Source organism: Corallococcus macrosporus (assembly GCF_017302985.1).
GTDB lineage: Bacteria > Myxococcota > Myxococcia > Myxococcales > Myxococcaceae > Corallococcus > Corallococcus macrosporus_A.
This window is the reverse complement of record NZ_JAFIMU010000007.1, coordinates 316,649-332,207: the sequence shown is the minus strand read 5'-3', so window position 1 is coordinate 332,207 and position 15,559 is coordinate 316,649. Positions and strand designations below refer to the sequence as shown.

At 70.6% G+C, this 15,559-nt stretch carries 13 protein-coding genes; 3 read left to right on the top strand and 10 right to left on the bottom strand.

Annotated features, from left to right (window positions below; translation table 11 throughout):
* Positions 1-43: 43 nt before the first annotated feature.
* Positions 44-715 (bottom strand): TetR/AcrR family transcriptional regulator, encoded by a 672-nt coding sequence (locus tag JYK02_RS13665; RefSeq protein WP_207051363.1) that lies wholly within the window; start codon positions 713-715, stop codon positions 44-46.
* Positions 716-881: 166 nt separating this feature from the next.
* On the opposite strand from JYK02_RS13665, the gene JYK02_RS13660 reads away from it, so the two are divergent.
* Both JYK02_RS13660 and JYK02_RS13655 read left to right on the top strand, forming a co-directional pair.
* Entirely contained in the window at positions 882-1,670 is a 789-nt protein-coding gene (locus tag JYK02_RS13660; protein WP_347402492.1) for an SDR family NAD(P)-dependent oxidoreductase, read from the top strand.
* A 537-nt stretch (positions 1,671-2,207) separates the two neighbouring features.
* Complete coding sequence (locus JYK02_RS13655; protein ID WP_207055112.1) at positions 2,208-3,371, top strand: FadR/GntR family transcriptional regulator; 1,164 nt, start codon at positions 2,208-2,210, stop codon at positions 3,369-3,371.
* A gap of 111 nt (positions 3,372-3,482) precedes the next feature.
* On the opposite strand, the gene JYK02_RS13650 is transcribed toward JYK02_RS13655, so the two are convergent.
* Entirely contained in the window at positions 3,483-4,310 is an 828-nt protein-coding gene (locus tag JYK02_RS13650) for an alpha/beta hydrolase (RefSeq protein ID WP_207051361.1), read from the bottom strand.
* Between the two features lie 32 nt (positions 4,311-4,342).
* Positions 4,343-5,056, bottom strand: a complete 714-nt coding sequence (locus tag JYK02_RS13645; protein WP_207051360.1) for a hypothetical protein — start codon at positions 5,054-5,056, stop codon at positions 4,343-4,345.
* Positions 5,057-5,151: 95 nt separating this feature from the next.
* Between JYK02_RS13645 and JYK02_RS13640 the strand changes: the two genes are divergently transcribed.
* The gene (locus tag JYK02_RS13640) at positions 5,152-5,889 is read left to right on the top strand and encodes a tetratricopeptide repeat protein (protein ID WP_207051359.1); all 738 of its coding nucleotides are present in this window, start codon (positions 5,152-5,154) and stop codon (positions 5,887-5,889) included.
* A 163-nt stretch (positions 5,890-6,052) separates the two neighbouring features.
* Here the strand turns inward: JYK02_RS13640 and JYK02_RS13635 are convergent, their stop codons facing one another.
* The 7 genes from JYK02_RS13635 to JYK02_RS13605 all read right to left on the bottom strand — a co-directional run bounded on the left by JYK02_RS13635 (position 6,053) and on the right by JYK02_RS13605 (position 15,547).
* On the bottom strand, positions 6,053-7,237 hold the full coding sequence (locus JYK02_RS13635) for an MFS transporter (RefSeq protein WP_207051358.1): 1,185 nt from the start codon (positions 7,235-7,237) through the stop codon (positions 6,053-6,055).
* A gap of 43 nt (positions 7,238-7,280) precedes the next feature.
* A complete protein-coding gene (locus tag JYK02_RS13630; RefSeq protein ID WP_207051357.1) occupies positions 7,281-7,748 on the bottom strand; it encodes a carbonic anhydrase in 468 nt (155 codons plus the stop codon).
* A 78-nt stretch (positions 7,749-7,826) separates the two neighbouring features.
* A complete protein-coding gene (locus JYK02_RS13625; protein ID WP_207051356.1) occupies positions 7,827-8,000 on the bottom strand; it encodes a hypothetical protein in 174 nt (57 codons plus the stop codon).
* A 98-nt stretch (positions 8,001-8,098) separates the two neighbouring features.
* Entirely contained in the window at positions 8,099-8,674 is a 576-nt protein-coding gene (locus JYK02_RS13620; RefSeq protein ID WP_207051355.1) for an RBBP9/YdeN family alpha/beta hydrolase, read from the bottom strand.
* 34 nt (positions 8,675-8,708) lie between these two features.
* The gene (locus JYK02_RS13615) at positions 8,709-9,551 is read right to left on the bottom strand and encodes an aminotransferase class IV (protein ID WP_207051354.1); all 843 of its coding nucleotides are present in this window, start codon (positions 9,549-9,551) and stop codon (positions 8,709-8,711) included.
* A gap of 42 nt (positions 9,552-9,593) precedes the next feature.
* Positions 9,594-12,020, bottom strand: coding sequence for a PAS domain-containing sensor histidine kinase (locus tag JYK02_RS13610; RefSeq protein WP_207051353.1), 2,427 nt, complete (start codon positions 12,018-12,020; stop codon positions 9,594-9,596).
* A gap of 179 nt (positions 12,021-12,199) precedes the next feature.
* Entirely contained in the window at positions 12,200-15,547 is a 3,348-nt protein-coding gene (locus JYK02_RS13605) for an ATP-binding protein (protein ID WP_207051352.1), read from the bottom strand.
* Positions 15,548-15,559 lie beyond the last annotated feature (12 nt).

The window sequence follows — 15,559 nt, the reverse complement described above, 5'->3', positions numbered from 1 at the left end:
AGGCCGCGCGTCGGACCCTCCTCGCGGAAGGACGTGGTGCCCTTCACATCCGAGCCACCCGCTCCCGGGTTGCACGCCGGGGCCGCGCCAGGGCCGGCTCCGGACGCAGATAGCCAATCGCCAGCGCGGCGATTTCATCCACGAACGCGTCGTCCTCCACGTAGTCCGGCCGGTCCGTCAGCGCCGTGTGGCACAGCGCCTCCACCGCGTTCACCAGGATGAAGACCGCCATGTCCAGGTTCCGGGGACGCAGGTCCTCGAAGCGGGGCGCGAGGAACGCTCGCACCAGCCGGTGCAGCCGCTGCGAATACACATCCGACAAGCCCCACTGGCGCATCCGCGGCATCAGCTCATGCAGCATCTGGTGCAGGCGCGGGTTCTCCCGCTTCACCGCGAGCACCTGCCGGATGAGCGCGCGCATCGCCACCGGAAGCGGCTGCCCGGCCAGCGGCACCAGGCCCGCCTCGAAGTCCGCCAGTCCCCGAGCGCGATGCTGCTCCATCAGCGCCGTCACCAGCCCCTCCTTGCTGGGAAAGTACTGGTAGAGCGAACCCACGCTCACCCCTGCCTCCTGGGCGATGCGGTTGGTGCTCGCGGCCTCGTAGCCATCCCTGAGCAGAACGCGAGCAGTCGCGGTCAGGATGGCGTCAACCGTGGCCTGCGCCCGCTCCTGGCGAGGCGCCCTGCGACGGGAAGGCGGGGGACGGCGGGGCATGAGGCCTCCGAAAGGAAATGTGAGCACCACGCGAGTTGAGAACGTGAGCGCTGGCTCACATTCTAACCCCATGCAAACGACTTCGTCCTCCTCTCCTGTTCGTCCCGTGGTTGCCCCGCCCGCCCCCCGGGGCAAGGCCTTCCCCTACGCAGGCCATCGAGCGCTCGTGACGGGCGCGTCATCCGGCCTGGGCGAGGTCTTCGCCCGAGAGCTGGCGGCGCGCGGCATGGACCTCATCCTGGTGGCCCGCTCCGAGGACCGGATGCGCGCACTGGCGGCGGAGTTGACGAAGACCCACGACATCCAGGCGGAGGTCATCGCGCTGGACCTGGGCCGCGAGGGCGCGGGCCGTGAGCTGCACGCGCGCTGCCAGGAGAAGGGGCTGCGAGTGGACCTGTTGATCAACAACGCGGGCTTTGGCACGCACGGGTCCTTCGACGCGGCGCCGTTCGCGCGGCAGCATGAACAGGTGATGCTCAACGTCACGTCGCTGGTGGACACCAGCCACCTGTTCCTGCCGGACATGCTCGCGCGCGGCGTGGGAGGCATCCTCAACGTGGCCTCCATCGCGGGCTTCCAGCCGGTGCCGTACATGGCCATCTACGGGGCCAGCAAGGCGTTCGTGCTGTCCTTCACGGAGGCGCTGTCGGAGGAAACGCGCGAGCGAGGCGTGCGAGTGCTCGCCCTGTGCCCGGGGCCCGTGCGGACGGCATTCTTCGAAGTGGTGGGCACCCAGCAGGCTGCCGTGGGCCCCATGGCGACGGCGGAGGAGGTGGTGCTGCGCGGCCTCAAGGCCCTGGACCAGGGCCGGGCGTCGGTGGTGCCGGGATGGCGTAACTGGTTCCAGGCCAACCTGACGCGCTTCACGCCCCGCTGGCTGGGCCTGCGTGTCGCGGCAGGAATGATGCGACCGCGAGCGGCGACGGGCACGGGAGCCGCGCGGCTCGCGCCGTAGCAGCGGGCGTCAGGATGCCGGACGCTGCCCTGGCCGCGTGGACTGAGGGGCTGCCTTGGGCCCCCAACTCAAGAGGGTTGATGCCACGAAAGGCCAAGACGGCCGGGGCGCTTCGTGTGCCATGTCGATGGCACCCTCCCTCGTCACAAACTCCAGCAGCCGCCCCGCGGGCGCCTGGAGGTCCATCGGCTGCACACCCTGGTTGAAGAACGTGAACCGCGCCTGTCGCGCGTCGCGACCTCCAGAGGCTGAACATCATCGGGAAGGCCTTCCGAACACCGCCACGGTCAGACGGGAGCAGTCCTTCTCACGGTGCGCCGCGACGTCGTGCTGACGCGGACGCGAAGAAGGGCCTGCGGGAAGCCGCGCCCGCCGGGAGCCCGGTTCCGACAAACCTGTCCGACTGTCGGACAGGTTCGCGCCGCATGGGTCCGGGGGGCGGACCGGGTCGGCGGTTGGCGAGGACGGTGGGCCCTCATGTCCATGTCAGACCCATCTGGTTGGATGCGCGTGGCTTGGGCGAGGAGGAGGACGGTGATGGTGCGGGTGGGGCTCGTTGCGTACGTAGAGGAGCAGTTGGAGCGCTACATTTCGCTGGGGATGCTGCCGCGAGGGCAGTTCGCCTCGGAAGAGAAGCTGGCGCGTGAATTCGGGTGCTGTCGAGGCACCGTCCGTGAGGCGTTCCGGCGGCTGGCGGCGCGGGGCCTGGTGGTGCAGCGTCCCGGGCGCAAGACGCGCGCGGTGGCGCTGGACGAGTCACTGACACTGGAGAACCTGGGCCTGGCGTTGCATGACCCGCGCTCCGAGGAGGGTCAGCGACTGCTGGAGGGCTTCTTCTGCCTCAAGCGGCAGGTGCTGGTGGAACTCCTGGTTGACTGCTGCGCGAAGGCCTCCGCGTCGCAGATAGGCCAGTTGGAGTCCGTCTGTTACGCGCTCCGGGACGCGGCGCGCTGGGAGCCCGGGGCGCGCTGCGCGCAGTTGGAATTCGAATTGCTGCGGCTGGCGGCCCATGCGGCAGCGCGTCCCGGACACCTTCTCCTCATCCAGTCACTGCAACGGGCTCTGCGAGGCAACGCGGTACGGCTGCTGTCCTTCATGGGCGGCGAGGCCCTGGGCCAGTGGGCCACGTGCGCGATGCACGCCCTGAACGAGCGGGATGTGCGGACGCTCCAGCTCCAGCTGCCGGCGTTGCTGAAGGCGTGCGATGAGGGCTTGCTGGGCGCCTTCGCTCCTCCTCGGGAACCCCCGGCCACCGAGGCCCACTTTGCTCAGGACTCCCTCTGCGATTCCGATACCTTGGAGACACCTCCTTGTTTGGAGGCCCGTGACTTCGGCGCGGCGGTGGCACCGCCTGGGCGGGACGATGCGTTGGAGTCGTGCCCTTGCGTTGAGGCGCATGGCCTCGAAGTCTCCGCGTCGACTGCCGCGGACTCCGAGGCGTCCGGGGTTGCCACCGGTTCACAGGTGCAGGACGTTCCCCAGGAGCCCGACAGTGGGGCGCTGCGAGTGCCTGCTGTCGTGGGGCTCGTCTCTGGTGAGCCCGGTGCGGAGTGCGCGGATGGGGAGGTAACGGGCGCGGCCTTTGGCGACACGGCCCGCGTGGCGGATGGGCCGCTTCACGTCCCCCAGGGCTCCCCGGGCCGGTGGGCTGCGCGCATCTGGCGCTTCATTGCCCGGTTCCTGGGACGCCCTTCGTCGTGAGCAGCGACCGCACTTCGTGTCCGCTCTCCGCTGCGGGGCGTTTGCATGAACGGCCTGGAGGGCATCCGGTGGGGCCACTTCGGATGCGTCATGGCGCTTCTGGCGACCTGCTCAGGGGACGGCCTTCGTGGAGGCGGGGGCGAAGGCCTCCCTCAACACCTTCGCTTCCAGCGAGCGATAGATGTTGGCGTGGCGCAGGTCGGGCCGGGGCTCGTACTTCCACTTCAGTCCTGTGGGCGCGTTCGCTCGGAACGCTTCGGCCAGGCGTGTGGCCTGCTCCTCGATGTCGTCACCGGCCGACGCGAAGTAGAGCGTGCCCTTCAGGTCCGGCTTCGCCTTGAGCCGCTCTCCGGCCTTACGCACCCATTCGTCGTTGTTCCACCAGAGGCTGGGGCTCAGCGCGATGGAGGTTCCGAACATCCCGGGCTGGAGGAAGAACGTCTCCACGATGAACAGCCCCGCGAGCGATTCGCCGAGGATGGCCGTCTCGTCGGTGACCCGGTACTTGCGGCGCACATGGGGCATGAGCTCGTCGCGGAGGAAGGTCCGGAAAGCGGCGGAGCCGCCGACCCTGGGGGCGATCTCCTTGTCCTTCTCGACCTGCGTGGGGCCGGTCATGTCCCGGCGCCGCTCGGTGTTCTCGATGCCGACCACGATGACGGGCCGCATCTCTCCGGCTCGGATGGCGGTGTCCACGGCGGTGGCGACGTGCGGGAAATCCTCCTGCTCGCCGCCGTCGGGCATGTAGAGGACCGGGTAGCGCACGCCCTTCGTCGTGGCGTAGCCGGGCGGCGTGTAGACGTTGATGCGGCGCTGCTCCCGGAGCGCCTTCGACGAGAGCAGGAACGTCACATGCGGAGGCATCGGCTCCGGCTCCGTGGCGTGTCCCACGCCGCTGACGAGGACGACGGCGAGCAACAACAGACGGATGCACCGCATGGGCTGTGACCTCCTGAAGGGAGTGGTGGGTTTCAGCGGCGGGACGGCGGCCGGGACGACGATGTGCTCTTGGCCTTGGGCACTCGCCGGGCGACGAAGAGGGTGTGACGTGTCCCCTTGGTGCCGTGCGCCGTGGGGTGGAGGAGCTGGACGGAGAAGCCCACCTCTTCCAGCAGCTTCACGTACGCGACCGAGGGCCCGGCGCTCCACACCACCAACGTTCCGTTGGAGCGCAGGGAGTTGAAGGCGTGCGACACGCCGGTGAGGTCGTAGAGGCTGTCGTTGTCGGGGTGGGTCATGGCCTTCGGGCCGTTGTCCACGTCGAGCAGGATGACGTCGAAGGCACCCTGCTGCCTGCGCATCACCTTGCCCACGTCCCCCTCCACCACGGTGACGCGAGGGTCCTCCAGCGGCGCCTTCGCCAGCGGTGCGAGCACTCCCCGGTTCCACTCCACCACCGGCGACATCAGCTCAGCGACCACGACGCGCGCCCCCGGCCCCAGCCGGTCGAGCACCGCGCGCACCGTGAAGCCGAAGCCCAGCCCGCCCACCAGCACCCGGGCGGGCGCGTCCGCCGTCAGGTTGGCGCAGCCGGCCTCGGCCATGGCCATCTCCGAGCCATGCTGACGGCTGGACATCAACGTCTGGCCGCGCACGCGCAGCACGAACTCCTCATCCCGCCGGGCGAGCACGACCTCGCCCACGTCCGGTACCTGCGCTCGCTCCACTGTTTCCCAGGGCTTCATGTCAGCGCTCTTCTCGCGACCGGGCTTCCGGGTCAAGTCGCTGCCTTGACACCCTCGGGCGTGCCTGCGAAATGCCGGATGACCGCCCCCGCCCCATGGAACGCAACGGACGACAGGCCTGGCCCCCGGAGCTGTCCGAACCGCTGCGCGAGGTGGACCGCCTGCGCCGGGGAGGCCGCTACACGTCGGCGCTCGCGCTGGCCCGGTCCCTGGCGGAGGCGCACCCGTCGCAGGTGCGGGTGCTGGTGGAGGTGGGGCTGACGCTGGGCGTGTGGGGCGGCCAGCCGGCGGAGGCGCTGCCCTGGTTCGACCGCGTGCTGGAGCTGGCGCCGGGCCACGTGGCCACGCGGTATCACCGGGCCCTTGCGCTTGCTCGGCTGGGGCGGCACGCGGAGGCGGTGGAGGGCTTCACGCAGGTGGAGGTCGCCGGCTTCCGCAAGGCGCTGGTGCTGCACATGAAGCGCGCGGAGTCGCTCGAAGCGCTGGGGCGGCTGGCCGAGGCGGAGGCTGACTGGACGGCCGCATTGGCGGAGGACCGGGGCAACCCGTGGCTGCTCCAGCAGCGGGCCCGTTGTCGTGTCCGCGCGGGACGGGTGGACGCGGCGGAAGCGGACCTCACTGAAGCCCTTGCGTCCCAGCAGGGGGAGGCGGTGGACCCCGAGCTGCTGTACGAGCGGGGAGGGCTCCGGTTTCAGAGAGGGGATGTCACCGGCGCTCGCGCGGACTTCGACGCGGGGCTCCAGGCCTTCCGCGTGGGCGACCCTCCGTCGCTGCTGGACGCCCTCCGGCGCGGGCTCCAGGACGCGGCGGTCCGTGACGGTTGGTCGCGCTGACTTGCTTCGGGACGGCAGTTGCGAGCCGCCTTGCTCCGTTCATTGAGCCGCGCCAAGGCCCGATCCCCGACTTCGGCGATGGGTGCCCCTGACGGGGCGCTCGGTGCATGGAGCCGTGCCGCAGGCCCTGTTTCGGCGGCGATGGGGACCGGTTTCCTTTGGCTCAGGCGCGCCCGGCGCGTTCCTGTTCGGGACGCCCGTTGCCACGGTTCGCGACCGCGAAGAGTGCCGCTCCGATGAGGGTGAGCACGACGGCGGCCCAGGCCGGCGCGAGGTAACCCCAGCCGGCCGCGATGACCAGGCCTCCCAGCCACGCCCCCGCCGCGTTGGCGATGTTCAGCGCGGAGTGGGACATCGACGCGGCCAGCGAGGGCGCTCCGGGCGAGGCCTCCATGAGCCGCACCTGCACCGCGGGCGCCAGGAACTGCGCCGAGACTCCGATGAGGAACACGAGCGGGACCGCCGCCCAGGGCGACGTGGCCGTGAGCGCGAACAGGCCCATCACGAGCGTCGTCGCGCCAAACCCCACCCACATCGCGAGCGTCACCGAGTGGTCCGTGAGCCGGCCGCCCAGCATCGCCCCCACCGTCATGCCCACGCCGAAGAGGGCGAGCACCCATGGCAGCGCCGACTCCGGCAGGCCCGACGCGAACGTCAGCGTCGGCGCGACGTAGCTGTAGACCGCGAACAGCCCCCCGAAGCCCACCGCGCCCACCAGCGACGTCCACCACACCTGCGGCTGGCGCAGCGCGGACAGCTCCTGGCGGATGCTGCTGCCTCCCAGCGAGGCCACGTGAGGCACCCACAGCCAGAGGGCCGTGAGCGTCACCAGTCCAATGGCCCCCACCAGCAGGAACGTGCTCCGCCAGCCCAGCTGCTGCCCGAGGAACGTCGCCGCCGGGACACCGATGATGTTGGCGATGGTGAGCCCCGCCATCAGCAGCGCCACCGCGCGCCCCTTGCGCCCGGGCCCCAGCAGCTCCGCGCCCACCACGGAGCCCACCCCGAAGTAGGCGCCGTGCGGCAGCCCCGCGATGAACCGCGCCGCGATGAGCGTGTCGATGGTGGGCGCCAGCGCCGAGGCCGTGTTGCCCACGGTGAACGCCGCCATCAACACGAGCAGCAGCGCCCGCCGCGACATCCGCGCCGTCACGATGGCGACCAGCGGCGCCCCCACGACCACGCCCATCGCATAGGCGGCGATGACGTGCCCGCTCCGGGGAATCGTCGTTCCGAGCCCGCTCGCGATCTGCGGGAGGATGCCCATGGTGGCGAACTCGGTCGTCCCGATGCCGAAGCCACCCAGGGACAGCGCCAGGAGCGCCCGGCCTACGTCTTGCGTCTTCACAGGGCTCCAGTAGCAGACCGGAGCACGCCTGTCGCCGCGAGCTTCAGGCCTCGCGGGGGATGGGCTCGAACTCCACCGTGTTGCCCTTGGGGCGCACGTAGAAGAGGTGGATGCGCAGGTGGGGGTAGGCCGTCTGCAGCTCCTTCGCGCCGAAGTGCAGGTCCTTCAGCTGCTGCTCCACGGCGAACTCCGGCCCGAGCGCGCTGTGCTTCGCGTGGTAGTAGCCGCACCCCGCGTGCGCCAGCAGCAGCACGTCCTCGATGTGGTGGCCTTCGATGAGGAAGTTCGCGGCCTTGGTGAAGCCAGCGCTCTCCAGGTAGTCCGAGGCCCAGCGGTTGAGCAGCGCGGGGCCTCCAGGAAGGGTCATCGTGTCGATGCGCGAGTGGCCCAGGTGGTGGGCCAGGTCCTCCACCGCCTCGGTGAAGCGCCCGTCCGAGCAGTACACGGCCAGGGTCTTCGGGTGGACGGACTCGAAGGGGACGCGGGAGACGTAGGGAGCGGGAGGGGCCATGCGCCCCAGGTTAATGGCTCCCCGCTGCCGCGAAAGCGCCTTCGAGCCGTCCGGTGGAAATCCGTGACGCGCCCGGTGTCAGTTGTGTTCCGGGAACGCCGCGGGCTGCCCCGTGCCGCCGTTGCCCTCGGGCTTCGGGCCGGCGTGGCGGTCCGCCTCGGACTCGCGGTCCGGGCCCTTGTGGCGCAGGTTCTCGTCCTCGCTCATGCCCTGGCGCTGGACCTGCTTCTCGTCTGGCTTCTTCGTCTCCATCTCGAGCCCCCTGTCGTTGGAAGGAAGTCCTTCGAAGTCCTCCAAAGATGGGGGTGGTGGCGAAAATTGCCACGCCCGCCGCCTGGCTGCCCGGCTGCTCAGCGGGAGGCGTCGAAGCGCTCCTGGAGCACGGCCAGCACGGCGGGCTCCTGGGGGTTGTTGAAGTGGCGCCTGCCGGGGACGAGGCGGACCTCGGCGCCCAGGCGCTCCTCGAAGAGGCGCGTGTTGCGGCGGAAGTCGGAGGTGAAGGGGTCCGCGTCGGACAGCACCACCACGCAGCGGCGGAGCGCGGCGCGGATCCGCTCAAGGTCCATGGGCGTGTCGAGCCACGGGCGCAGCGTGTCCCAGGGCGTGTCGACCTCGAACCAGCCCGCGACGAACACGGCCCCTTCCACGGTGTGGCCCGGGGGCAGCGTGGCCAGGTAGCGCATCACCGCCTGACAGCCGACGCTGTGGCCCAGGAACACCGTGGAGGGCGCGGGCACCGGCTTCACCGCGGAGGCGAGCGTGGACACCCAGCCGTCGATGGTGGGCGCGCCCGGCGTGGGCATGGCCAGCGTGCGCACGTCGTCGAAGAGGGGAGGGGGCGTGCGCAGCTTCGCGGTGAGCCACGGGTAGAAGTCCGTGTCGGGGCTTCCTGCCCAGCGGGGGACCATGACGAGGGAGCGGGTCATGGCCCCGAGTGTGCCGCACTCGCCGGGGACGTGCTCAACCCTCGCGCACGGCCCGGGCCTCCAGCGCGGCGCGAGCCCGTTCCGCGAGCCGCAGGCTGTCGGGGAGCTCCCGCCCCAGCAGCCGGGGCACGCCCACGGCCAGCGCCACCGCGTTGCAGTAGAAACACGCCTGCGCCCGGGCCAGGTCCGCGAGCGGCAGCACGCGCTCCACCACCGGGAGCCCGTCCACGGCGGCCATGGCCAGGAGCACCGCGCGCGCGATGCCCGGCAGGCACGGCGCGGAGGGCGGCGGGGTGACGAGCGCCCCGTCGAGCTGCACGAAGAGGTTGGCGGTGGGCAGCTCGCAGACCTCCGCCGCCTCGTTGGTCAGCACGGGCAGGCGCGGCAGGAGCGCGTGCTGGCGGAAGTACGCGAGCCCCTTGTGGTTCACGGTGCGCTCCGCGCGCCGGTAGGCCCCGGCCTCCACGCCGTCCAGCTCGCGGCCTTCGCGGTGAAGCGCTTCCAGGTCCGGGGCGAAGGGCCGGAAGGTGCACAGCACGTGGCCGTCGCTGACCGCGAGCTTGCCCACGCCGGAGAACCGGGGCCCCAGGGCCGCATCCGCCGTCAGGCAGCGGCGCAGCGACTCGCGCACGGCGTCCTCATACAGGAACTCCGGGGCCGGAGCGCGCACGGCGGTGGGGAACGCGTCGAGGCTCGCGCGCAGCCGGGCCAGGTGCCGCGCGAGGAAGCGGGGCTGGCCCGCGTCGATGCGGAAGGTGGTGAAGAAGCCCGCGCCGAAGAAGAAGCCCTGGGCGAAGTCCTGGAGGCGCAGGTCCTCCCAGCGCTGCACGACGCCATCGACGGTGACGGTGGAGAAGGAGGAGGGCTGCGCGGGCATGGCGCCAGTGTAGAGCCGCGCGAGGGGTCCCGTGGAAGGCCGTCAGGGACTGGCCTCTCCGCCCTCCTGCCGGACGCTCGCGGGGGGCTCCGGGAGGGCTGGCAGCGTGAAGGAGAACGCGGCGCCCTGGCCCGGCTGGCTCTCCACCCAGACACGGCCGCCGTGCGCCTCCACCAGCCCCTTGACGATGGCGAGCCCCAGCCCGGCGCCCGCCTTTCGCGCGTGGATGGCCTGCCAGAAGCGGTCGAACACGTGGGGCAGCGCCGCCGCGTCGATGCCGGGGCCCGAGTCCTTCACGCGGAAGCAGACCTGCTCACCGCGGCGCTCCGCCTTCAGGAAGATGTGGCCTCCAGGCGGGGTGAAGTGGATGGCGTTGCCCAGCAGGTTCTGGAAGATGCGCGCCACGCGCGCCCGGTCCGCGCGCACCCGCGGCAGGCCCTGCTCGAAGTCCACTTCCAGGCGCAGCGCCTTGTCCGCCGCGAGCAGCTCGTTCAAGGCCTGCACCTGGGCGAGCAGCCGGGGCACCTCCAGCGGCTCCACGTCCAGCTGCGCGCGCCCCGACTCCACCCGCGCCACCTCCAGCAGGTCGTCGATGAGCCGCTCCATGTTGCCCACCACGAGGCGGATCTTCCGCAGCGCCTCCGCGGCCTCCGCCCCTTCGGCCCGCTGGACCAGGCGCTTCTCCGCGCTGCGGGACAGCAGGGAGATGGTGTTCAGCGGCGCGCGCAGGTCATGGGACACGATGCCCAGCGTCTCGTCGCGCGCGCCGACGGCCTGGCGGGCGGTGCGGTACAGCCGCGCGTTCTCCAGCGCCAGCGCGGTCCTCCGCGCCAGCTCGCTCACGAGGGGGAGGCTCTCCGCGCCGTAGCGCACGCCCGGGCGCGTGGACACCAGCAGCAGCACTCCCAGGGAGCGGTCCTGGAGGGCCAGCGGTACGGCCACCGCGGACTCCACGCCAGGAGCGCCCGGAGAGGGCTCCTGCATCAACACCCCGGACTCCGTGCCCACCGCCTGCGTCACGAGCTGGCCCAGCGCGCCCTGGGCTCCCGGTGCGCACGCCGCGCGCAGCGCGTCTCCCAGCCCGGGCGTCATGGCGACGGCCTCGGTGGAGGGCTCCTCCTCGGAGCAGGCGTCCCGCGTGGTGATGGCGCAGCCGTCCGCGAGCGTGGGCACCGCGTGCGTCACCACGCCGCGGATCACGTCCCCGCAGTCCAGCGAGCGCGTGCTGGCGGCGCCCATGTCGGAGAGGAAGTGGCTCCAGAGCTCGACGCGCCGCTGCTCGGTGATGTCGCGGAAGTAGACGGAGAGTCCTTCCTGGGACGGGTACGCCACGACGCGCAGCCAGCGGTTGTCCACGACCGAGGGCTGCTCCTCCTCCACGGGGACCTGCGCCTCCGTCGCCCGGTGCAGCAGCGAGGCCATGGCCGCGCCCTGGGTGCCGGAGAAGACCTCCTCCAGGCGCCGTCCCAGGAGCGCCTCGCGCTTGCGGCCGAAGTGCGCCTCCGCGGGCCGGTTCACGTAGGTGAAGCGGCCATCCAGGTCGAACGCGGCGAAGCCGTCGGTGATGCGCTCGAGCACCGCGTTCATGCGCTCGCGCGCCGCCTCCGCTTCCTCGCGGGCGGCCTCTTCGCGGATCAGCTGGCGCCGGGCCTCGTCGGCTTCGTGGCGGCCGGTGATGTCCTCGTGGGCCACCACCACGCGCAGGGGCCCCGGCCCGGCGAAGCGCGTGGCGCGCAGCAGGAACCAGCGCTGCTGGCCCTTGAATGGGTCATGACAGGGGTACTCCAGGAGGAACGGCTCGGTGCGGCCGGCGATGATGTCGTGGATGCCCGACGCCACGGACGGCGCCTCCTCGGAGAACTCGCCCTTGGAGGCTTCCGTCACGCCCAGGTAGTTCGCGCCCACGCCGCACGGACTGTGCCCGTCCACCTCCGCGCAGCCGTTGTCGTGCGCGAAGCGGCGCCACGCGGCATTGACGGCGAGGATGGTGCCCCGGCCATCGAGGATGGCGATGTGCGTGGACAGCGAGTCGAGCGTGGAGCGCAGGAACTGCTCCGACTCATGCAGCGCGCGTGCGGCGCGCTTGCGGGCGCTGACGTCCCGGAAACAGACGGTGAGGCCCTCCGAGGACGGGTACGCCTGCACGTCAACCCAGGCCTCCAGGGGCGCGAAGTAGGTCTCGAACGCGACGTCGACCTGCTCCTCGAGCGCCCGCCGGTACTCCCGCTCGAAGATGGAGCCACGCGCCTCCGGGAACTCCTCCCACAGGACACGCCCGATGAGCGCCGAGCGCGGGCGGCGCAGCAGCCACTCGCTGCGCGCGTTGAGGTAGGTGAAGCGCCAGGAGCGGTCGAGCGAGACGACCGCATCGGAGATGCGCTCCAGGGTTTCGAGGGCCTGGAGGGACGAGCACTCCCCGGGTATTGCGCGCCCGTGCGTGGTCCGCTCCTGGCCCTGTCGCACCACCATGCTGCCTCCCCCCACGGAAGACACCTGGGGGAAGTATGGGGTTCGCGGTCCACGGAGGCCGCGCGAGGGCACCCGGGACGACTCCCCGCCCGAGGGCCAGTCCGGTCCACGCGAAGCGACCGCCGCCCTGCCCGCGGGCCCTGAAGCCAGCGGGGAAGGGGGCGGCCGTGGAGCGGACGTCAGGAGCCCTGTTCGCGGGAGCGGCGCGCGAGCTGGAGGATTTCGTCCTCGGAGAGCTGGTCCGTCTTGATGATGTTCCGGTCCGCCTTGAGCTGCTCCACCTGGCCGTCGCGCAGGACGTGGAACTGGCCCATCTTCTGCGCCGGAAGACGCGTGGCCGGATCCACGCGCGCATCCGAGAACATGGGCCGGAGCTTTCCGAGCGCCCGGTCCTCCCGCACGCGGCCAATGAACCAGCTGCGCACGTTCTCCCGGCACTTGTAGTCGAAGTCGCCGGGGCTCTGGGTCGCGAGCATCACGCCGATGCCCGCCGAGCGCGCGCGCTTGAGCAGGTTCTCCATGGGCTGCTTGGTCGCGGGGATGCCCACGGCCGGCAGGTACATGTCCGCCTCGTCGAACATCAGGACCGCCTGCAGCTTGGAGGAGGGGTGCTGGCTGGCCCAGCGATTGGCCTCCACGAGCAGCTGCGACACCCAGAAGAGCGCGCCCTGCGTTCCACCCAGGAACTTGGTGCTGATGATGCTCAGCCGCGTCTTGCCCGGCACCTTCGCGCTCCCCAACCCGAGCAGCTCCTCCATGTTCAGCTTCTCGCCCTGGGCGGCCAGGAGGTTCCGCGCGTTGAGCCGCAGCGTCGCCAGATCCTGGGCGAGCTTCGGGAACACCTTGAGGTCGATGCCGCTGGTCTCCTGGACGAGGGTGATGTCCTCGGACGCGATGAACTTCTGCACCAGGTCGAGGCTCAGCTCCTGCCCGATGGGCCGTTCCACGAGCAGCCGCAGGGCCTGCGCAAGCAACGCCTTCGCGGCCTTGTCCCTGGCGCTGTTGCGGTACTCGAGCATGCTAGAGATGGCGTCCGCGGCCTGCTGCACGCTCTGCTCGCGCTCCTCGGGCGGCAGTGCTTCCAGCCCTTGAGGAACCACCGGAATCGCGAGCGCCCGGCCGTCGGTGCGTCCCGGCGTGTAGAGGGCCACGTCCACGCGCTCTCGCAGCAGACGCCGGCGCTGCTCCATCGCGGGGTCCTTCAGCTCCTCCTCCCAGGCCTCGTCACGCGCGTACGCGGCAAGGTCGCCCTTGCGGTCCACCAGCAGCGCGGGGATGCCCTGCAGGAGCAGTTGCTCGATGAGGTTCAACGCGAGCGTCGTCTTGCCACTGCCGGAGCCGCCGAGGAACGCGCTGTGCTTCGTCAGTTCCTCCGTCTGCAGGAAGACCGGATTGGTGAAGACCCCTTCGGACTCGCCGATCCGCAGCGCGCCCGGCTTCGTGTCGCTGGAGGTCTTCTGCTGCTGCACTTCCGTGGGCGTCCGGGTCCTTCCCGGGCCCTTGCTCACCAGCGGCTCGCTGATGGACTGGATGCGCCGTCCTTCCAGTTCGACCTCGTCCTGCGAATCACGCACCCCGGCCGACCCCGTCTCCACGGGGGCGTCCGTGCGTCGCGCACTCTCAAGCTGCGCGGTGCGGCGCTCGCCCTGGGCTGGTTTCAGGATGGCCGGGGCAGCCGCCTTCCCGGGGGAGTCAGCGGCGTGAGGGGGCTCACGGGCAGGCGGGGGGGAGGGAGGGAGCTTCTCGAGCGCGAGCACGTCCGAGATCACTTTCAGACGGGTGAGGGGGCGCGCCGACCGGCTCCATTCGCGGAACGCTGCCTCCGGATGCTCCTTCCGGAAGGACTGCAGGGCCACGACTTCTCGCAGGTCGCTGTTGCTCACCACGGCTCGCCTGCCGCCCCTTCGCAAGAGTGCGCCCACCTGCTCCGCGACGAGCCCGTTGGGATTGCCGGGGAACTCCGCGGTGCGGAGGATGACCGGCAGCTTGCGAGCCGCGGACCGGAGAGCTTCGGCCATCTGACGGCCGAGCCCGCCACCTCGGGGCGAGCGATTGCAGAGCGCCACGAACAGTCCCTGGGCATGGGTCGGGAGGACGACGTCGATGGACGCCTCCGTGCGCGGCTTGACCTTGAATTGATCCGTTGCCCCCAGTTCGTCACCTCCTGCCTCGATGGCCCAGGCCAGCAGGGAGACGATCTCCGCATCCTCTTCAGGGATGGCGCCGTTGAACTTCGCCCGGAAGTCGGTCCACTTCTGGTCCATGGTGGCCTGCTGGACCAGCTTGAGCTCCTCGCCGTCCTTCTTCTTCTTGTCCTCTCCGGGAAGGAGGAGATGTCGAGGCAGCTTTCCGTCCTGGCAGGCCTGCTCCTGGAAGCGACGACAGGCATTGAGCGCATCCCGCACTCGCAGGCCGCTGAACCGCTCGAGGTCGGGGCGAGGAATCGGATAGGTCGGATCCCCGGGGTCCACTTCAAGCCCGTGATGGCTGAGGAGCACGCGCATCCGCTGGGCGACCATGTCCTGCGCGGTCTGCTCCGTGAGCAGATGGTCCAGGGTGACGGGCGCGGGGTCGTTCTCGATGCGGTCGAGCATCGCCCGCGTGAGTTGCTTGCTCATTTCCGTCCAGAAGTCAGACAGGCAGCAGACGACGATGACCGCCGAGGGAACGTTGCCCGCGAAAGCGGCCAGGCTGTTGATGGCACGCCGGAACGACGTCTCCATGCCGGGGTTCTTCTCGAAATCGCTGATGTCCTCGACCTGGTCCACGCAGAGGACCAGCGCCTGCTCCATCGCCCCCATGAGCCTTCCCAGATGGGTAAGCATGCGCATGGGGTCGTTGTCCGCGGTGCGCGGCACGATGTCGCCGAGGACCTGTCGGTCGGCGGGAACCATGTCCTCGCAGCGCAGCCACTGCAGGACCCGGTGGTGGTACTTGGCCTCCCGGCGTTGCAGGTAGATGAGGGCGCGCAGGAGCTGGACGTCAACGTGGCGGAAGAGCGGGTTCTCATGAAGCTCATCCGCCAGTGAGCGGATCATGTCGTGAAGCTCGTGCTCCTCCAGGATGCCTTCGTCGTGGATGAGCGGCTCGAACGCGCTCTTGCAGTACTTCATGAGCGCGTTGGACAGGCGGGTCAGCCCCGTGTCGTCCTCGTCCACGGTCACGTCGTACGTGCGGTCCAGCGTGTCGATGAGGTTCGACAGGATGTACCGGTCGTAGTTGGCGGCATCCACCGTCATGGGGAGGTAGCCGACGTATCCCCGCTTCCGGGAGTGCACGCCGTGGCGGAAGGCGCGGACCAGGTGGGTTTTTCCGCTGCCGGATTCGCCTTTGAGGAGGAACAGCTTGCCGGAGTCGGGGTTCCGCGTGGCGCGCTTCACGAGCCGCTCGAAGGCCTGGCGTGCGGGAACGTTGATGGACTCGACGTCGAAGGGGTCTGGCTTCCAGAACGACTGGGCCTGCTGGACGCTGGCGAAGACCTCGGGGCCATCAGCCAGGAATGCTTGAAGACGCGCGTCGGTGGGCATGGAGGCTCTTTC